The 17,812-nt window shown below is 57.4% G+C and carries 18 protein-coding genes and 2 pseudogenes; 17 read left to right on the forward strand and 3 right to left on the reverse strand.

The genetic code is table 11. The features are described 5' to 3' along the window. Positions 1-11: 11 nt before the first annotated feature. The 13 genes and pseudogenes from nuoG (at position 12) to cobJ (ending at position 13,155) form a co-directional block, all read left to right on the forward strand. On the forward strand, positions 12-2,723 hold the full coding sequence (gene nuoG / locus JCM25354_RS05765) for an NADH-quinone oxidoreductase subunit NuoG (protein ID WP_025885311.1): 2,712 nt from the start codon (positions 12-14) through the stop codon (positions 2,721-2,723). Further along, positions 2,720-3,682: an NADH-quinone oxidoreductase subunit NuoH gene (gene nuoH / locus JCM25354_RS05770; RefSeq protein ID WP_035446830.1), complete on the forward strand. Its 963-nt coding sequence runs from the start codon at positions 2,720-2,722 to the stop codon at positions 3,680-3,682. The genes nuoG and nuoH overlap by 4 nt, the downstream gene beginning before the upstream one ends. Positions 3,683-3,695: 13 nt before the next feature. Further along, positions 3,696-4,208: an NADH-quinone oxidoreductase subunit NuoI gene (nuoI, locus tag JCM25354_RS05775; protein ID WP_025840347.1), complete on the forward strand. Its 513-nt coding sequence runs from the start codon at positions 3,696-3,698 to the stop codon at positions 4,206-4,208. Positions 4,209-4,210: 2 nt separating this feature from the next. Next, positions 4,211-4,714, forward strand: a complete 504-nt coding sequence (gene nuoJ / locus JCM25354_RS05780) for an NADH-quinone oxidoreductase subunit J (RefSeq protein WP_025885313.1) — start codon at positions 4,211-4,213, stop codon at positions 4,712-4,714. A gap of 1 nt (position 4,715) precedes the next feature. After that, a complete protein-coding gene (gene nuoK, locus JCM25354_RS05785; RefSeq protein WP_025885314.1) occupies positions 4,716-5,027 on the forward strand; it encodes an NADH-quinone oxidoreductase subunit NuoK in 312 nt (103 codons plus the stop codon). A 4-nt stretch (positions 5,028-5,031) separates the two neighbouring features. After that, positions 5,032-6,870 (forward strand): NADH-quinone oxidoreductase subunit L, encoded by a 1,839-nt coding sequence (nuoL, locus tag JCM25354_RS05790; protein WP_025885315.1) that lies wholly within the window; start codon positions 5,032-5,034, stop codon positions 6,868-6,870. Beyond that, the gene (locus JCM25354_RS23350; protein WP_369345732.1) at positions 6,855-7,328 is read left to right on the forward strand and encodes a hypothetical protein; all 474 of its coding nucleotides are present in this window, start codon (positions 6,855-6,857) and stop codon (positions 7,326-7,328) included. The genes nuoL and JCM25354_RS23350 overlap by 16 nt, the downstream gene beginning before the upstream one ends. Positions 7,329-7,333: 5 nt before the next feature. Beyond that, a complete protein-coding gene (locus tag JCM25354_RS17010) occupies positions 7,334-8,368 on the forward strand; it encodes a complex I subunit 4 family protein (RefSeq protein WP_369345734.1) in 1,035 nt (344 codons plus the stop codon). After that, entirely contained in the window at positions 8,368-9,816 is a 1,449-nt protein-coding gene (locus tag JCM25354_RS05800) for an NADH-quinone oxidoreductase subunit N (RefSeq protein WP_025885316.1), read from the forward strand. The genes JCM25354_RS17010 and JCM25354_RS05800 overlap by 1 nt, the downstream gene beginning before the upstream one ends. Positions 9,817-9,909: 93 nt before the next feature. After that, on the forward strand, positions 9,910-11,064 hold the full coding sequence (locus JCM25354_RS05805; protein ID WP_025885317.1) for a hypothetical protein: 1,155 nt from the start codon (positions 9,910-9,912) through the stop codon (positions 11,062-11,064). Then, the gene (locus tag JCM25354_RS05810; protein WP_025885318.1) at positions 11,045-11,680 is read left to right on the forward strand and encodes a precorrin-8X methylmutase; all 636 of its coding nucleotides are present in this window, start codon (positions 11,045-11,047) and stop codon (positions 11,678-11,680) included. The genes JCM25354_RS05805 and JCM25354_RS05810 overlap by 20 nt, the downstream gene beginning before the upstream one ends. Further along, positions 11,677-12,399: a precorrin-2 C(20)-methyltransferase gene (locus tag JCM25354_RS05815; RefSeq protein WP_025885319.1), complete on the forward strand. Its 723-nt coding sequence runs from the start codon at positions 11,677-11,679 to the stop codon at positions 12,397-12,399. Before JCM25354_RS05810 ends, JCM25354_RS05815 begins: the two co-directional genes overlap by 4 nt. Then, positions 12,396-13,155 (forward strand): annotated as a pseudogene (gene cobJ / locus JCM25354_RS17015) (precorrin-3B C(17)-methyltransferase). Before JCM25354_RS05815 ends, cobJ begins: the two are co-directional and overlap by 4 nt. A 7-nt stretch (positions 13,156-13,162) precedes the next feature. Here the strand turns inward: cobJ and JCM25354_RS05825 are convergent. Next, on the reverse strand, positions 13,163-13,870 hold the full coding sequence (locus JCM25354_RS05825; RefSeq protein WP_025885320.1) for a cobalt-precorrin-6A reductase: 708 nt from the start codon (positions 13,868-13,870) through the stop codon (positions 13,163-13,165). A 3-nt stretch (positions 13,871-13,873) separates the two neighbouring features. Between JCM25354_RS05825 and JCM25354_RS05830 the strand changes: the two genes are divergently transcribed. Genes JCM25354_RS05830 through cobM form a run of 3 tightly spaced genes read left to right on the forward strand, consistent with a single transcriptional unit; the run spans position 13,874 to position 16,268 of the window. Then, the gene (locus tag JCM25354_RS05830; RefSeq protein WP_025885321.1) at positions 13,874-15,109 is read left to right on the forward strand and encodes a bifunctional cobalt-precorrin-7 (C(5))-methyltransferase/cobalt-precorrin-6B (C(15))-methyltransferase; all 1,236 of its coding nucleotides are present in this window, start codon (positions 13,874-13,876) and stop codon (positions 15,107-15,109) included. After that, the gene (locus tag JCM25354_RS05835; RefSeq protein WP_025885322.1) at positions 15,106-15,489 is read left to right on the forward strand and encodes a cobalamin biosynthesis protein; all 384 of its coding nucleotides are present in this window, start codon (positions 15,106-15,108) and stop codon (positions 15,487-15,489) included. The genes JCM25354_RS05830 and JCM25354_RS05835 overlap by 4 nt, the downstream gene beginning before the upstream one ends. Beyond that, entirely contained in the window at positions 15,486-16,268 is a 783-nt protein-coding gene (cobM, locus tag JCM25354_RS05840; protein WP_025885323.1) for a precorrin-4 C(11)-methyltransferase, read from the forward strand. The genes JCM25354_RS05835 and cobM overlap by 4 nt, the downstream gene beginning before the upstream one ends. Positions 16,269-16,315: 47 nt before the next feature. Here cobM and JCM25354_RS17020 read toward each other — a convergent pair whose 3' ends face one another. Together JCM25354_RS17020 and JCM25354_RS22270 are read right to left on the reverse strand one after the other, a co-directional pair. Continuing rightward, positions 16,316-16,726 (reverse strand): helix-turn-helix domain-containing protein, encoded by a 411-nt coding sequence (locus JCM25354_RS17020; protein ID WP_051537254.1) that lies wholly within the window; start codon positions 16,724-16,726, stop codon positions 16,316-16,318. A 92-nt stretch (positions 16,727-16,818) separates the two neighbouring features. Continuing rightward, positions 16,819-17,533: pseudogene (locus tag JCM25354_RS22270) on the reverse strand (substrate binding domain-containing protein). A gap of 3 nt (positions 17,534-17,536) precedes the next feature. Between JCM25354_RS22270 and JCM25354_RS23805 the strand changes: the two are divergent. After that, positions 17,537-17,776, forward strand: coding sequence for a hypothetical protein (locus JCM25354_RS23805; protein ID WP_025885327.1), 240 nt, complete (start codon positions 17,537-17,539; stop codon positions 17,774-17,776). The last annotated feature ends 36 nt before the right edge of the window (positions 17,777-17,812 follow it).

Below are 17,812 nucleotides of genomic sequence, written 5' to 3' on the forward strand. Positions count from 1 at the left end.
GGAACGGCTCGATGGCAAAAATCGTAATCGACGGCCGCGAGGTTGAAGCACGCACTGACGTGAACCTTCTTCAGGCCTGTCTCGAGGCAGGAAAAGACCTGCCTTATTTCTGCTGGCATCCCGAGCTTGGCTCTGTCGGTGCCTGCCGCCAATGTGCTGTCAAGCAATATGCCAATGCTGATGACAAGCGTGGCCGTATTGTCATGGCCTGCATGACACCGGTTACCGAAGGCGCAATTTTCTCGGTCGATGACCCTGAAGCCAAGGAATTCCGTGGCGAAGTGGTCGAGTGGCTGATGACAAATCATCCGCATGACTGCCCGGTCTGCGAAGAAGGCGGCGAATGCCATCTTCAGGACATGACCGTCATGACCGGTCATCGTGAGCGTCGCTATCGCTTTGACAAACGTACCCATAACAACCAGGAACTCGGTCCTTTCGTGAAGCACGAGATGAACCGCTGCATTTCCTGCTATCGTTGCGTGCGCTTCTATCGTGATTATGCAGGTGGCGAGGATCTGGGTGTTTTTTCGGCCCATAACAACGTCTATTTCGGCCGTCACGAAAGTGGCACGCTCGAGAGCCCGTACTCTGGTAACCTGATCGAGGTCTGCCCGACAGGCGTGTTTACCGACAAGCCGTTCTCGAAGATGTACAGCCGCAAATGGGACATGCGGGGTGCACCGTCCGTCTGCTCGAATTGCGCAACGGGGTGCAACACCATCATCAACGAACGGGCAGGCAAGGTCCGCCGTACGCTGAACCGTTACAATGATGAAGTGAACCGCTATTTCCTGTGTGACCGCGGGCGTTTCGGGCATGGCTGGGTCAACGCTCCCACGCGTCTGCGTTCGGCCGGCTATGTGATCAACGGGGACATGACGCCGGTTCCGGCACAGGCAGCACTTGATCATTTCGGCAAGATTGCCGCGACCGGCAAGCTCGTCGGTATCGGCTCGCCGCGTGCCTCGCTCGAATCCAACTATGCGCTACGCAAGCTCGTCGGCGCCGAGAATTTCTCGACCGGCATGGCCGAGCCCGAGCATAGTCTGGTCAAGCTGGCGGTCTCGCTGCTGGGTTCAAGTCCGGCACGTATTGCTACCATGCATGAAATGGAAACCTCTGACGGTGCGCTGATCCTTGGTGAGGACGTCTCGGCGACATCGCCGCGCATGAGCCTTGCCCTGCGTCAGATCAAGCGTACGGCTTTCAACAAGGCCGCTGATCAGGCTCGTGTCCCTCATTGGATGGACGCTTCGGTGCGTACGCTGGGTCAGGATACGGTCTCGCCGCTCTTCGTGGTTTCCCCGACTGTCACCGATCTGGACGGGTTCGCGCAGGATGCGATCCGCGCCATGCCCGAAAACGCGGCCCGTCTCGGCTTTGCCATTGCCCATCGCATTGATTCCTCTGCGCCCGATGCCAGTGACCTGACAGAGGCAGAAACTGCCTCTGCCTCACGCATCGCAGAGGCCCTGCTCGCCGCCGAGAAGCCGCTTCTGGTTTCCGGACTGCAATACGCTTCGGCAGCCCTGCTTCAGGCAACCGCCAATATTGCATCCGCACTTGCGGCCAAGGGCAAGACGCCACTCGTCAGCTTTGTGCTGCCTGAAGGAAACTCCATGGGGCTGGCCCTCATGGGGGGGCTTTCTCTGGATGAGATCGTCTCCCGCTCGGCAGATGCCACGCTTATTGTTCTTGAAAATGATCTGAGCCGCCGTCTCGATACCGTGCGGTTCAATACGCTGATCGACAATGCGGCCAATCTGGTCGTGCTGGATCATTCGGTCACTCCGACCGCGATCCGCTCGCAGGTGACGTTCCCTTCGGCTGCCTATACTGAAACAGATGGTACGCTGATCAGTGCTGAAGGCCGCGCGCAGCGTTTCTTCCAGGTGGTCTATCCTGATGCACCCTTGCAGGCCGCCTGGCGGTGGATCGCCGACATGGCACAGGCAGCCGGACGATCCCATGTAAAGCCCTGGGCCAAGCTGGACGACCTGATTGCCGAGATCGCGACAATCATGCCGGTCTTTGCACGCATCCCCGAGGCTGCTCCTGCCTCGGACTACACGCTTGAAGGCGTGCCGCTGCGGAGTCAGACCCACCGGGTGAGTGGTCGCACAGCTATCCGGGCCAATATCAGCGTACGTGATATTCCGCCGCCCGCATCGCCGGACACTCCGTTGCACTCGACCATGGAAGGTTCGTATTCCACTGATATGCCGGGTACGCTCGTACCATTCTATCAGGTGCCTGGCTGGAATTCCGAGCAGTCCCTGAACCGTTTCCAGCAGGAGATCGGTGGCAAGATGCGCGGTGGTGACTGCGGCGTGCGTCTGGTCGAGGGGGTTGCTAACGCGGCTGCTTCCTATGCCATGGATGTACCTTCTGCCTTTGTACCACGCGTCGGCCAGTTCATGCTTCTGCCTGAAGCCCGTGTATTCGGTACGGATGAGATGAGCATGATGGCCCAGCCGATCGCTGATCGCGCCGCCCCCGCGGTGGTGCGTATCGGCGGTGCTGTGGCCAAGGGCAGCCAGGTGCGTCTGTCGCTGAATGGCGAGGTCTTTACGGTTGATGCCGTGTCTGATCCGACACTGCCTGAAGGGGTAGCCACCTGCCCACCCCACATGGTGTCGCGCTCCTGGTCCGCTCCGGGCTGGGTGTCGCTTGAAATGACGGCGCCTGCCGAGCGTGTTGAAACGGAGAGCGCGGTATGATGCCCATAGTGTGGCCAATTCTTGTCATCGTCGTGACCGTCTTTGGCGTGCTCGGCGTTGCTGCGCTTTCGACAACACTGGAACGTCGCCTTCTTGGCGTCTTCCAGGATCGTCCGGGCCCTAACCGTGTCGGACCTTTCGGTCTCTTCCAGATCATCGCCGATGCGATGAAGATGCTGTTCAAGCAGGACTGGATACCGCCTTTTGCCGACAAATGGGTCTTTCTCATTGCCCCTATCATCGGGTTTCTGGCTGTTCTGCTCAGCTTTGGCGTTGTTCCGATCACGCCTATCTGGGGTGTGGCTGGCGAGCTGAATGTCGGCCTGCTCTTCGTATTCGGCATGCTGGGTCTTGGTGTCTATTCGGTGGTTCTCGCTGGTTGGTCGTCCAACAACAAATATGCCCTGCTCGGTGGCATGCGTGCCGCCGCCCAGATGATCTCCTATGAGGTTTTCATGGGTTTGTCGGTCATGGGCGTTGTCATGGCTGCGGGCTCATTCAGCATTCGCGATATTGTGGAAGCCCAGACAAATTGCTGGTTCATTATCCCGCAATGTCTCGGGGCCGTCATCTTCCTGCTGGCTGGTATTGCCGAGACGCATCGTCTGCCTTTCGACTTTCCCGAGGGCGAAAACGAGATCGGCGCCGGTTTCCATACCGAATATTCGGGCATGAAGTTCGGCCTGTTCTATCTTGCGGAATATGCAGGCGTTGCCCTGAGCTCGGCTCTGATCACCACGCTTTATCTCGGCGGCTGGCATGGTCCTTTCCTGCCACCCTTTCTGTGGTTTGCGATCAAGGTCTTCCTGCTGATCTGCTTCTATATTCTTCTGCGTGCAGCCCTGCCGCGCCCCCGTTACGACCAGCTGATGTCCTTCGGCTGGAAGGTGCTGCTGCCGCTGTCATTGCTTAACATTCTGGTCACCGGCGCAGTCATCCTGCTGCGCGCGGGCGTCTGAGAGGGAGCGCGCCATGCTCGGTATTCTCCGCACTATATGGTTGACGTTCCTGCACATGTTTCATCGTAATGAAACGGTACAGTACCCGGACGTCAAACCGTACCTGTCCCCCCGCTATCGCGGTCGTATCGTTCTTACCCGCGATCCCAGCGGCGAAGAGCGCTGTGTGGCCTGTAATCTATGCGCGGCAGCCTGTCCGGTGGATTGCATCAGCCTGCAAAAGGGCGAAAAGGAAGGACGCTGGTATCCGGAGTTCTTCCAGATCAACTTTTCACGCTGCATCTTCTGCGGTTTCTGTGAAGAGGCCTGCCCGACCTACGCCATTCAGCTCACCCCGGATTTCGAGATGAGCGAATATGTGCGCCAGAACCTGGTTTACGAGAAGGAAGACCTCCTGATCAGCGGACCCGGCAAGGTACATGATTACAGCTTCTATAATGTGTCGGGGCTCAAGATCCCGGGCAAGAACAAAGGTGAAGCCGAAAATGAAGCCAAGCCTATCGATATCCATGCACTGATGCCCTGATCATGAATATCATGCTTGAACTCTATGGGTTGATTGCCATCGGCGCGACCGCGTTGGCAATTACCCGCACAATCCCGGTGCACGGCCTGCTTTATCTCGTTGTGTCCCTTCTGGCTCTGGCCTGCATGTTCGAACAGCTTGGTGCACCTTTTGCCGCCATGCTGGAAATTATCGTCTATGCCGGTGCCATCATGGTGCTGTTCGTTTTCGTGGTCATGATGATCAATCTCGGCCAGCCCGACCAGCTTCGTGAAAAAGGCTGGTTCGCTGGTGGTGCCTGGATCGGCCCCAGTGTGATCTCGATCCTGCTGATGGGCCTTTTGGTCTACGGGCTGAACCACAACACCATGGCGGTAGGTACGGTCGGTGCCGTGATCGGCCCCAAGGCGGTCGGCCTTACGCTTTATGGCCCGTATATCCTGACCGTCGAGCTTTCCTCCTTCCTGCTGCTTGCAGGGCTGGTAAGCGCCTATCATATCGGCCGCCGGATTGGGGGGAATTCCTGATATGACTGCTGCCGATCCGAATGGCGCGCTCATTGTCGCCGTTATACTCTTTTCACTCGGAGCGTTGGGCGTACTTGTGCGCCGCAACCTGCTCTTCATGCTGATGTCGACCGAGATCATGCTCAATGCCGCGTGCCTCGCATTCATCGCTGCGGGAAGTCGATGGCATATGGCCGATGGCCAGGTCATGTTCATGATGGTTGTGGCCTTTGCTGCTGCGGAATCAGCAGTCGGTCTGGCCATCATCCTGCGCATGCATGCTGCCGGACGCTCCACGCTTGATGCCGATACCGGCAACCGTCTGGGGGGTTAGTCTCGTGGCTTCGCTTCTTCCGCTTGTCATTCTCTGCCCCCTGGCGGTCTCCATCATTCTGATGCTGACCGGGGGCAAGCTGCCCGCACGGGCTACCACGCTGCTCGTTGGCGCGGGAATGGGGCTGTGCGCCCTGTTTGCAGTGGTATCCGCCTATAGCTTCCTTTCCGGACCAGATTCCCTGGGTTCGCTGCACGTCGTGCTGTGGAACTGGATGAATGTCGGTTCCTTCAATGCCCAGATTGCCCTTACGCTTGACCGGCTTTCGCTGGTCATGATGCTGGTCGTCTCCTGCGTTGGCTTCCTCATTCTCGTCTATGCCTGCGCCTATATGTATGACGACGAGAATATCGCGCGCTTCTTTACCTATATGACGCTCTTCGTCGCCTCCATGCTTCTGCTGGTTCTGGCGTCCGATCTGCTGGGCGTCTTTATCGGATGGGAAGGCGTGGGGCTGTGCTCCTATCTCCTCATCGGTTTCTGGTATGGTGAACAGGCAAATGCCATCGCAGCGCGCAAGGCCTTTGTGGTCACGCGTGTCGGTGATGCGCTGTTCCTGCTGGGCATGCTGCTGATGGCAACCGCCGTCGGCTCGCTGGATATTCCAACACTTCTGGCTGTCGGGCCCCATGCCGCCCCGCGCACCCTGACGCTTGGCATGTTCCTCCTTCTGGGTGGCGCCATGGCCAAATCGGCGCAGGTGCCGCTCCAGACTTGGCTGCCTGACGCCATGGCAGGCCCGACGCCTGTCTCGGCGCTGATCCATGCTGCGACCATGGTCACGGCGGGTGTGTATCTTCTGGCGCGCCTGCATGGATTGTTCATTCTGACGCCGCTGGCCATGCTGGCCTGCGCCATTGTCGGCTTCGTGACCATTCTGCTCGCTGCAGGCAGCGCGCTGGTTCAGACCGATATCAAGCGCATTCTGGCCTATTCCACCATGAGTCAGCTTGGTTACATGTATCTGGCGCTCGGTTGTGGTGCCTGGCATGCGGCCATGTTCCATCTGGTGACCCATGCCTTTTTCAAGGCGCTTCTCTTCATGGCAGCAGGTTCAATCATCCTGCGTGTTCATCATGAGCAGGACATCTTCAAGATGGGTGGCCTGCGCAAGGATATGCCCTGGGTCTTCGCCGCGTTTCTTGCCGGTTCGGCGGCTCTTGCGGGTCTGCCGCTGATCACAGCAGGGTATTTCTCGAAAGAGCTTATTCTGGGCAGCGCCTATGACCTCAGCCCGATCTTCTGGGCAGGGGCGCTGTTTGGTGCTTTCCTCACCTCGATCTATATTTTCCGCTGTGTGTTTATCGTATTCTGGGGCGATCATCGTACCCATGCTCATGGCAAGTCAGGTCTGGCCATGGCGCTGCCAATGGCTATTTTGTCGGTCCTCGCCATCGGCGGCGGCTGGATGGAAATGCCGGATGCGATTGCACACGTGCATATCTTCTCCAACCTGCTGGCTCCGGTTCTGGGTGCCCTGCCTGAAGAGCATAATACCAGCCTGCTCATTCTCGGTTCACTCGTGCCGATTGCCGGTGTGACTATCGCCTGGACGCTTTGGCGCCCCAAAGGCGAAGCACCGGTGGCAGCCGAAAGCCCCGCGATTGCGACGCTGCGCGCCGATTGGGGCTTCGATACGCTGTATGACTGGGTCTTCGTGCGGCCGTTCATGGTGCTTGCTCACCTGAACCGTCGTGATTTCATCGATCGTTTCTATGATCTGATTGCTGCCCTTACACAGGGTAGTGGTCAGGCTGTTGCGAAACTGCAAAGCGGCCAGGTGCGTCGTTATGCAGGCTGGATTGCAGCAGGAACGGTTGCAGCTCTTTGTCTGGCGGTATGATGATGTTGGCACTTCCCGCTCTCGTTCTTATTCCCTTCATCGGGGGGCTCGCTGCCTGGCTGGTCGGGCTGCGTGGCGCTTCACGTGCTGCCTGGGTATCATCACTGATTACCCTCGTCCTGATGATCGTTCTTCTTGCTCAGGTTACGATCAGCAGCCTTGGTTCAGGCGCAGGAACAGGGGGATGGTTCGCCCATTTCTCGATGGCCTGGGTGCCGATGCTCGGCATCAATCTGCGGTTTGATCTCGACGGGCTGAGCCTTGTCATGCTCTGGCTCAATGCGCTGATCTCACTGCCTTGCGCATTGCTGAGCTCGCGTAACGTGACAGACCGCGCCGGACTGTTTCACTGCCTGCTTCTGGCCACTGTGGCCGGAATCAATGGCGTGTTCATGGCGACCGATCTGTTCCTGTTCTTCTTCTTCTGGGAGCTGATGCTGCTGCCGCTCTTCGGCTGATCCTGATCTGGGGTGATGCCGGTCGCCAGCGTGCCGTGCTGAAGTTCTTCCTGTTCACGCAGGGCAGCGGCCTGTTGATGCTTCTGGCCATTCTGGGGCTGGTCATCGTCAATGCGCAGCGCACGAACGTGATTACCTTCGACTATTTTGCACTGTCGCAGACGGCCCTGATTGCGCCGGTCGCTCCGGTCCTGATGCTGGGTTTCTTCATCGCGTTTGCAGTAAAGCTGCCTATGGTACCATTCCATGCCTGGCTGCCTGACACCTATGCTTCCTCACCCGCTGCAGTCAGCATCCTGCTTTCGGGTGTGCTGGCCAAGACAGGTGGTTATGGTCTGATCCGCTTTGTGGTCATGCTCTTTCCGGGAGCCGCTGCGCATATTGCCCCCCTCGCTATGACAATGGGTGTTGTCGGTATTCTTTATTGTGCCTGGCTCGCTGTGGCGCAGGACGATATCAAGCGACTGATTGCCTATTCGTCTATCAGTCATCTGGGCTTCATTCTTCTGGGTGTGTTCTCGGGTACGCGTATCGGTATGGAGGGTGCAATTGCCCAGATGGTTGCCCATGGTCTCAGCACGGGGGCACTGTTCATCATTGCCGGCCTGCTCGAAGATCGCCTCGGGACCCGTGACATGTCGAAGATGGGGGGGCTATGGCCCGCCATGCCCCGGTTCTCGGCGCTGGCCATGTTTTTTGCAGCCGCGTCGCTGGGTCTGCCAGGACTTGGGAACTTTATTGGCGAGTTCCTTGTCCTGCTTGGCACCTGGCGGGTCAGCCATGTCATGACGTTTTTCGCGGCTGCCGGGCTTGTCCTGTCTTCGGTCTATTCGCTCACCATGATGCTTCGCGTATTCTATGGTCCGAAAAAGACCGATGCTGTTGCTCCGCTTGGCGCAGCCTCAGTGCCGCATATCGCCGTGCTTGGTGTGGCAGCCCTTCTTCTTCTCGCGCTGGGTCTCTATCCGCAGCCGGTCCTGAACCTTTCAGTCCCGGCCAGCCCCCATGTCGTGAGCATCGCTCAGGAGCAGGCACAGTAATGTCTTTCTCGTTCCTCCCCAATGCTGTGCTGGTGCTCTGTCTCGGATGCCTGGTACAGCTTGCCGCCATTTCCTGGCGGCGTCATGTGGCGCGTGACGCCATTCTGTGTGTCATCGTACTCGTGGCCGCGCTTGCCTCGATTATGATGCCAACCGTTCTGATCATGACGGGGGCGATGCCGCTTTTCGCCCCTGATACCTGGGCTTCATTTGCAGGCGCCCTGATCATTCTTTCGGTTCTTGCCGTTGTTCTCATGTCGCGCCATGGCGCGATCAGCGCCGATCCGACCGTCAACAGCGAGTATTTTCTGCTGCTGACACTGACGGCGCTCGGCAGTGTCGCCATGACTGGCGCCGTGCATTTTGTCTCATTCTTTCTTGGTCTCGAGACGCTCAGTCTCGCCCTGCTTGGTCTCATCGCCTTCCAGAACAAGCGTCTGGATGCCGGCGAAGCTGCGATGAAATACCTGCTGCTATCCGGTGTAGCATCAGCCACAATGGTTTTCGGATTTGCCCTGATCTATGCGGAAACGGGATCTCTGCGTTTTGCTGCTCCGGATCTGACACAGGCGCCTGAACCCATCATTGGCATCATGGGCGTGATCCTTGTCCTGACCGGCATGTTCTTCAAGCTTTCTGCTGTACCGTTTCATCTCTGGCTCGCCGACGTACTGGAAGGAACTTCCGTGCCAGTGGCAGCCCTTGTTGCCGTAACGTCGAAAATCGCTCTGTTTGCTGCCATGCTGCGCTATTTTTCCTCGGTCAATCTCTATCTGCCCAGTGCGCAGGTGAACGAGATCATGATCGTGGCCGTGCTCAGCATGGTTGGGGGTAACCTGCTGGCAGTCGTGCAGACCGATCTGCGTCGTTTGCTTGCGGGCTCGTCGATCGCCCATGTCGGTTATCTGCTGGTTGCTTTTCTCTCACCCGGTCCGTTCGGTGTGGCTTCAGCGGCATTTTATCTGGCAGCCTATGCCATATCCACTCTTGGGGTGTTCGCCATCATGAATGGTGTACTGCCTCAGGGAACGGATATCCGCGAATGGCATGGTCTGTTCCGTCGCAAGCCTGCAGCTGCTCTGGCCATGTCTGTCATGCTGATTTCGCTTGCGGGTATTCCACCGGCTGTGGGTTTCTTTGCGAAATTCTATATCGTGGCGGCAGGTGTTTCCGCACATCACACGCTGCTTCTGCTTGTTCTGATCCTGAGCAGCACGATTGGCTTGTTCTATTATCTGCGTATGATCCTGATCATGCTGACGCCCGCTCCGGCCGGTCGCGAAACCCATGCCGAGGTAACAGCGCCTACACCGGTCAACGCCGCGCTTATTACGGTTCTGGCTTGCGCCACCATTCTGCTGGGCGTTTGCCCCAGCACACTGGTACAGCGCAGTCAGGGGCTGGTTGTCGCGCCGCCTTTGCCGTCGGCACCTGCTAAACTGCCCTGATCTTATCCGGGATCAATTTAAAAGGCTGCATGTCGCAAGGCATGCAGCCTTTTTTATGGGGCGGGCTGCCAAAGTGGCGCTATCAGAGCGGGAATGACGCGCGTTCCACTCCGTAAAGGCTGGTGTCCGAGCCTCCACGCCCCCATGCAGACGCATGATGGCTGGCTTGTGCGTGTGACACCTGATCTGGAAGGTCTGACTTCGGCACATCTCTCTTTTCTCGCCCGGAAAGCGGCAGAAGAGGGGAATGGACGTATCACACTCACGATGCGCGGTAATCTGCAATTGCGTGGCCTCGGGGAGAGGGCGGCTCGTGATTTTGCAGCAGAGGCGTCTGATATAGGGCTGGGTCTGGCCAACCCGGAACAGGAATCCCGTCGCCGCCTGATTTTCATGTCTCCTCTGGCTGGTCGGGATCCAGCCTGTGCCTCAGATACCCTGGCTTTGGCACGTGAAATCCAAACCGCTCTCACGTCACCTCTCCGGAACTGGCAACCACCAGAGAAATTCGGAATTGCCATCGATGGGGGTGGACTGATTCCTGCAGGAGCCTTGCGTGCTGATTTTATGCTTCGTCATGACGAGGGTATATGGAGGATCCATCACGGTTCGCAGGTTTACACGCCTGGTCGCTCCAAGCTTGTGGCGCTTCTGCTCGATCTCCTGACCAGGGGGGCGTCTTCCGGAGCTGAACGGGCGCTTCACAAGGCTCCAGCCTTTTCTGGAACACTCCCGTTGCTTGCTGGCGCTTTTTTACCCGGATGTTTCGGCGTAACCGCAGTATTGGGCGAGATCAAAGCTACCACCTGTGCCGGGCTGGCTGATGCAGGCGGCTACGTGCGTGTAACCCCCTGGCGCGGGCTTGTGCTTGAGAGGCCGGTAGAAGCTCCCGACCTCATGACAGATCCGCAGGATATCCGTCGGCTTCTGGTTGCGTGTCCTGGTGAAGGGGGGTGTCATCAGGCCCTGAGCAGGACCCGGCAGCATGCTCTGTTTCTCGCGCCGGTGCTGGCAGGACGCAGCCTGCACGTGTCCGGATGCGCCAAGGGATGTGCTTCACACGGTAAAAGCGATGTGACGCTGGTTGCGCGTGAGGCGGGATATGATCTCATCTGGCAGGGAAGCACGGCAGATATGCCGGTAGAGACTGGTCTTGATGTCAAGGACGTGCGAATGCGTCTGCGCCGGGTGCAACAGGCCGGAGAGACTGGAAGGAAGAAAGCCGCCCATGACCGAGGAGAGCTATGACTATATTCGCGATGGGGCGGCAATATACGCGCAGTCTTTCGCGACCATCCGGGAAGAGGCCGATCTCTCCGGATTGACGCAGGATGAGGCGCGGGTTGCCGTGCGCGTTATTCATGCCTGCGGTATGGTCGAGGTGACACGACATCTGGCTTTTTCTCCGGATTTTGTCCGAACGGCGCGCGCTTCGCTTCTCGCAGGCAAGCCGGTTCTGTGTGATTCGGAAATGGTGGCTCATGGTGTCACAAGGGCGAGACTGCCTGCTGAAAACCAGGTGCTTTGCACCTTGCGTAATCCGCGTACGCCTGAGGTTGCGGCTTTTATAGGCAATACGCGTTCTGCAGCTGCGGTCGATCTCTGGGGCAGTGATCTGGATGGCGCTCTGGTAGCCATTGGCAATGCGCCGACGGCACTCTTCCGTCTGCTGGAACTGATCCGGCGTGGAGGAAAACGTCCTGCGGCCATTATCGGTATGCCCGTCGGATTTGTAGGAGCTGCGGAATCGAAAGAGGCTCTGGCTCTTTTCAATGAAATCCCTTGGGTGATCGTCCGGGGACGGCTCGGGGGCAGTGCCATGGCGGCGGCCTGCGTGAATGCTCTCTCAAGCGAGACAGAATGAGCGGGCTGTGCCGGATTCTCGGCATGGGGCCGGGTGATCCTGAACTCATAACACTGAAAGCGGTCCGCCTTCTGGCCCAGGCCGATGTGGTGGCGTGGTTTGCTGCCTGCGGCCGACCCGGTCATGCCCGTGTTATTGCGGATGCCCATATCCCGGAAACCGCACGGGAAGTGCGTTTTGATTACCCGTTTACAACGGGGGTATCGGTTGATGATCCGCGTTATCTCGTTGAAATGACCGCCTTTTACGACAGATGTGCACAAAGTCTGGCAGAAGAGCTTGATCAAGGGCTGCAGGTAGCTTTGCTATGTGAGGGCGATCCGTTTCTTTATGGTTCGGCCATGTATCTGTTTGACAGGCTGAGCCCGGGCCATCGTTGCGAGATCGTGCCGGGTATTTCCGGTATGAGCGGCTGCTGGTCGGCTGCACATTTGCCTATGGTGCATGGTGATGACGTCCTGAGTGTGCTGCCTGCCACACTTGATGAGGAAAGTCTTTCCCATTGGCTCAGCCGGGGTGATGCCCATGTAATCATGAAACTTGGACGTAATTTCGCCAAGGTGCGTACAGTGCTGCATCGCTGTGGACGGCATGAGAAAGCGATCTATGTCGAGCGTGGCACCCAGGCCGGACAGGTCTGTTTGCCTCTCGACCAGGCGCCGGAAAAAGCCCCTTATTTCTCGATGGTTCTGGTACCCGGGCGCAGGCGCGTCCGATGAGCCCGGTTCTCTATGTCGTGGGACTTGGTCCCGGTGCAATGGAACAAATCACGCAGGAGGCTCAGGGCGCACTGGCCAGGGCACCGATGTGCTTGGTTATGATCTGTATGTGACACGTGCAATCGCTCTGGGGATACCCGAAAAGACCACGATCCACATGACAGACAATCGTGAGGAACTCGACCGTGCCCGCCATGCGCTTGAACTTGCAATGCAGGGGCGGATACCAGTGGTCGTTTCCGGTGGCGATTCCGGTGTGTTTGGCATGGCGAGTGCCGTATTCGAAGCAGTTGCGGGCGGACCTGAGGTCTGGCGAGATATTGATATCCGGATCATTCCCGGGGTGACGGCGGTTCTGTCGGTAGCGGCCCGTCTGGGTGCGCCATTAGGCGGAGATTTCTGCGTCATTTCGCTGTCAGACAATCTCAAGCCTGGGATCTGGTCGCGAGACGCCTGCGCCTTGCTGCGGAGGCAGGGCTTGTGATTGCCCTCTACAATCCACGTTCACGGTCACGACCGGGTCAGCTCGATCTCGGTTTTGCTACCTTGCGTGAGGTGCTTGCTGACGGCACGCCTGTCGCGTTTGCCCGTGCGATCGGACGTCCGGCCGAACAGGTCGAGATTACGACGCTGGCCAGGGCAAGGGGAGAAAGTGCCGATATGAGTACGCTCGTGCTGATTGGCTGTGCCCATACGAGAGTGATCGAGCGTCAGGGTCAGAACCCCTGGCTCTATACATTGCGGCGTGTTCCCTGAACCCAGATCATTGCAGCTCGATTGTCGTGCATTCCCTAGCGGGTGGCAGAGAAGGACGGTTGACCATAACGACATCCAGGCCGAGCTGTCTTGCGGCTTCGAGCTTTGCGGCGGTCGCATCCGATCCGGCATTTTTCGTCACAAGGCATCCAATATCATGCTGACGCATGATGGCGATTTCGTCGTCCAGTGCAAAGGGACCGCGCGCCAGGATCACGATCGTCCGGGGAGGAAGCGGAAGGCAAGGGGGATCGATGCTACGAAGAAGATAGCAATGGGGTGTAGTCATGAATGGTGCAAGGTCCTTGCGCCCGGTCGTCAGAAAGACTCTGCGCGGTATCTGGCCGAGAGCATGGGGAACCTGTTCAATATCGGATACAAAGTGCCATCGCGCTCCCGGTGGGGCTTCCCAGGCCGGTCTCGTGAAGCGCAGGAGCGGAATACGGCATCGCAGCGTTGCGTCCGACGCATGGCGGCTCATTTGCGCTGCAAACGGATGCGTTGCATCAATTACCGCCTCGATCCGGTGGGTTTCAAGATAGGCGACAAGACCGTTTACGCCTCCAAATCCGCCGATACGCATTTCGGTGGGTACGGGAAGTGCCGAGTGTGTAACTCCCGCCAGAGAAAAGATGATATGGTACGCGTGTTGCGCTACCAGTGCCTTACAAAGCTGACGCGCTTCGCTTGTCCCCCCCAGTATGAGGATTCGCATCGTTTGCCCTCCCTTGCTTCCTTCTCAGCGCCTTCACCATGGCTGACCGTTATAGGCCTTGGCGAAGACGGATTTGAGGCGCTTTCCCGTCAGGCGCAACGGGCAATCAATGAAGCTGAATTTATCATGGGTGGCACACGCCATCTCGGGCTGATCGAAGGTCACAGTGCTGCCGTTTTTCAGCCCTGGCCTTCTCCTTATGCACAGGCCATGCGTGCGCTTGAGCCTTATCGTGGAAAGAGAGTGGTCGTTCTGGCCTCAGGCGACCCCTTCTGCTTCGGTGCAGGAACACAGCTCATGGCGCATTTCGGGCGTGATGCTCTTATGGTCCTGCCGGGGCGATCCTGTCTCACTCTCGCCTGCTCACGTCTCGGTTGGTCTGCACAGGATATCAGTCTTGTCTCCTTGTGTGGACGGCCACTTTCCAGACTGGTTCCTCTCATACAGCCCGGGGGGCGGCTTCTGGTCCTTTCGGCAGATGAAACAACTCCGGCGCGTCTTGCCGCTTTTTTGACAGAGCGAGGTTGCGGTCAAAGTGTTTTGCATCTGCTTGAAGCGCTCGATGGCCCGGGTGAACGTATATGTTCCTCATATGCCTGTGGAGGTTTCCGTGAACCTGTGGCGCGTCTCAACATGGTGGCGGTCGAGATCGTGGCAGGGCCGGATGCCAGCATATTACCGCTGACCAGCGGGTTACCGGATGATTTTTTTGAACATGACGGTCAGCTTACCAAGCGGGAGATACGGGCTGTCACCCTTTCAGCACTGGCACCTCATCCGGGACAGATATTATGGGATCTTGGTGCTGGATCGGGTTCTGTAAGCATTGAGTGGATGCTGCATCACCCTGCCAATCGTGCTCTGGCAGTTGAACGTGATCCATCGCGCGCACTTCGTATCATGCGTAATGCACATACGCTTGGTGTGCCTGAGCTTCACGTGGAACAGCTTGTGCTTCCCTGTGATCTCTCTGCTCTTCCCGAGCCGGATGCCGTGTTCGTCGGTGGTGGCGTGGGCATGGAAGGCATGCTCGAAATGGGCTGGTCGGCCCTGAAGCCTGGTGGAAGACTGGTGGCCAATGCAGTGACGCTTGAGGGAGAGCAGCGTCTTTTCGAGGCTTTTCAAGCCTGGGGTGGTGCGCTATCGCGCATTGGCATAGAGCGTCTAGGATCAATAGGCAGTGTGTTTGGATTCAGGCCAGCGATGACAGTGACCCAGTATCAGGCTGTCAGGACATGATCATAGGGGGATTGGGGTGCAAGCTCGATGCTTCGCCTGAGGCCATGATTGCGATCATTCATCAGGCTATTGAATGCTGGGGTATGCCACAGAGCCTTGCAGTGCCGGCTTTTCGCCAGAATCACGAAGCCATGCTGGCAGCTGCCCGGTTTTTCAGTCTGCCAGTTGCGGTTGTCGACTTGCTGACACTGGCTTCGGCCCAGCCGCGTTGTATAACCCATTCAGAGCGTGCGCGTATCACCATGGGATTTGGCTCGATTGCTGAAGGCTGTGCCCTGGCAGCTCTGGGGCCTCAGGCGCAGCTGATGGGCGCGCGCCTTGCCGGTGATGGCGTTACCTGCGCTTTTGCCTCAGTTCCTTCTGAAATCCTTACGCCGTGACAGTACATTTCATAGGAGCCGGACCCGGGGCAGCTGATCTCATGACGTTGCGCGGCCGCAACCTGATTGAGCAAGCACCGCTCTGTCTCTATGCAGGTTCAATTATTCCGCGTGATGTTCTGGGGTTTTGCGGTGCAGAAGCACGCCTTGTGGATACGGCGCCGCTCTGTCTCGATGAGATCGAGAAAATCTTTATCGAGGCTCACTGTGAAGGAAAGGATATTGCCCGATTGCATTCGGGCGATCTGTCGCTTTACAGCGCGGTAGCCGAGCAGATAGCGCGCCTTGAGAAAAACGGCATTCCCTATACACTCACACCCGGTGTTCCTGCCTATGCGGCAGCTGCTTGTGTGCTCGGCCGTGAACTGACCGTACCAGATCTTGTCCAGAGTCTCGTTCTGACCCGTATCAATGGTCGGGCCTCACCCATGCCTGAGGCTGAAACTCTCGAAGCTTTTGCGATGACTGGTGCGACACTGGCCATTCATCTGGCTATTCACAGGCTGGATGAGATCGTGGCACGCCTCTTGCCGTTTTATGGTGACACATGCCCCGCAGCTGTGGTTGCCCGTGCCAGCTGGCCTGATGAACGCTGCGTACAGGCCCCTCTTGGTCAGATTGCCGGTATCATGGCGGCACAGCCAGAGGTGCGCACGGCGCTCATTCTTGTCAGCAAGGCCCTTGATCCGGAACGGGTGCGGGAGAGCGCGCTCTATAATTCACATTATCAGAGGCGCTTTCGAGGGCGAGACGAAACTCCTTCCATTCCCGTGTTCTGAGAAAAGTTGCTGCGGTTCTGTGACCTTATTCAGGTAGAAGAGACATTTCAGGGCAGGGGAGATGCCTGATCATCCTGATTGGCAGTCTCTTTCTGTCGTGCCGCAGATTGCTTGTTTACCTGACGTTCCATCCATTTCTGGGCGGTCAATTTCAATTCCGGATCGAGCAATCGATAAAGACGCAGAAGATCGTCCTCATCCGGGGTGAGGATAGCCGGAATATCCTCTTCGACCATGCCGGTCAGAAAGGCTTCTGTTGAAACACCGAAAAGCGTGGCCAGCTTGGGAATATATTTGCGCAAACTACCGACACGGCCTGTTTCCCAAAAAGCAACAGCAGAACGTGAAACGCCCAAAGCATCCGCAAGTTGTTGTTGACTGAGTCCCTGACTTTTACGAAGCATAGCGATGCGTCTTGTGAGGGCAAAGCTTGGAGAAATTTCTCCTTTTTTGTTCATGGACATGTTTTATTTATCTCTGTTCTTCGAGACTGCAAAAAATAGAACGGTTAGCATCTGATTGACGTCAGGACACCCCCTTTTCAGTAACATTAGCAGAAATGATTCCATGGTCTTTGGCGCAGAGTGCCGCCGATGAGATCAAGAAAGGCGGAAACCCGTGCCGGATGCGAACGACCCGGGGGAGTGAGAAGACTGAGCTCCTTCTCCTGAAAGTGCCAGTCACCAAGCAGTTTTTCGAGAGCACCATCGCGCAGATGGGCTGAAATCATGAACTCGGGAAACAGGCCGATGCCCAGCCCGGCAAGCAGAGGGTAGAAAAGACTCCGCATTATTGGCGCTGTAGCGCGTGGCAGGAGGATCTACTTGGACCGTTTGCCCCTCACAGCTCATACGCAGAAGGGCGCCACTGCGGGTGCCGGTATAGAGAAAGCCGTGATGCTGCTTCAGATCTCTCGGGTGTTCCGGTCGCCCGTATTTTGCCAGATAGTCAGGCGAGGCGACCAGAAGGAGTGGAATGGAACACAGACGCAGCCCGCGAAGAGAAGAAGGAGGATGGGCAGCAATTCTGATGGCAACATCAAAACCATCGGCAATAAGGTCAAGTTGCTCGTCGGTATAGGTGATCGAAAGTTCGACATCAGGAAAGCGCATCAGAAAATCGGGCAGGAGTGGCGCCACATGGCTGAGCCCGAAAGAGATCGGGGCTGTGACCCTGAGCAGACCATGGGGGTGATGTACGGCGCGGCGTAGTTCTGCCTCCGCAGCTTCGCCTTCCCCCAATAGTCTGATGGCATGAGCCAGCACGCGTTGTCCGGTTTCCGTCAGGGCCAGCTTGCGGGAAGTCCGGTTGAAAACGAATGTGCCTGTCGCCTGCTCAAGCTCGATACGGCTTTTGAAATTGTTGGACGGGAAATCCCCAGTGCTTTTGCAGCGGCACTGAACGATCCCAGTTCGGCGATACGAGCGAAAATCGCGAGTGCTTCAAAATCAGGTAAGCGTTCTGTCATGAAATGGAACCAATCTGTTGCCATCATTTCTATATATTAACTGACTACTCGTTTTCTATGGTGGCTGCATCAGAAA

It is taken from the genome of Asaia prunellae JCM 25354, from assembly GCF_000613885.1.
GTDB classification, from domain to species: Bacteria; Pseudomonadota; Alphaproteobacteria; order Acetobacterales; family Acetobacteraceae; genus Asaia; species Asaia prunellae.

Bases quoted from the DNA above. Each gene is read 5' to 3' on its own strand.
- nuoJ (WP_025885313.1), top strand. From the start codon at position 4,211: ATGAATATCATGCTTGAACTCTATGGGTTGATTGCCATCGGCGCGACC.
- JCM25354_RS05835 (WP_025885322.1), top strand. From the start codon at position 15,106: ATGATCATAGGGGGATTGGGGTGCAAGCTCGATGCTTCGCCTGAGGCC.
- nuoG (WP_025885311.1), top strand. From the start codon at position 12: ATGGCAAAAATCGTAATCGACGGCCGCGAGGTTGAAGCACGCACTGAC.
- nuoH (WP_035446830.1), top strand. From the start codon at position 2,720: ATGATGCCCATAGTGTGGCCAATTCTTGTCATCGTCGTGACCGTCTTT.
- nuoI (WP_025840347.1), top strand. From the start codon at position 3,696: ATGCTCGGTATTCTCCGCACTATATGGTTGACGTTCCTGCACATGTTT.
- nuoK (WP_025885314.1), top strand. From the start codon at position 4,716: ATGACTGCTGCCGATCCGAATGGCGCGCTCATTGTCGCCGTTATACTC.
- JCM25354_RS05805 (WP_025885317.1), top strand. From the start codon at position 9,910: ATGACGCGCGTTCCACTCCGTAAAGGCTGGTGTCCGAGCCTCCACGCC.
- JCM25354_RS05825 (WP_025885320.1), bottom strand. From the start codon at position 13,870: ATGCGAATCCTCATACTGGGGGGGACAAGCGAAGCGCGTCAGCTTTGT.
- JCM25354_RS17020 (WP_051537254.1), bottom strand. From the start codon at position 16,726: ATGAACAAAAAAGGAGAAATTTCTCCAAGCTTTGCCCTCACAAGACGC.
- JCM25354_RS05815 (WP_025885319.1), top strand. From the start codon at position 11,677: ATGAGCGGGCTGTGCCGGATTCTCGGCATGGGGCCGGGTGATCCTGAA.
- JCM25354_RS05810 (WP_025885318.1), top strand. From the start codon at position 11,045: ATGACCGAGGAGAGCTATGACTATATTCGCGATGGGGCGGCAATATAC.
- JCM25354_RS05800 (WP_025885316.1), top strand. From the start codon at position 8,368: ATGTCTTTCTCGTTCCTCCCCAATGCTGTGCTGGTGCTCTGTCTCGGA.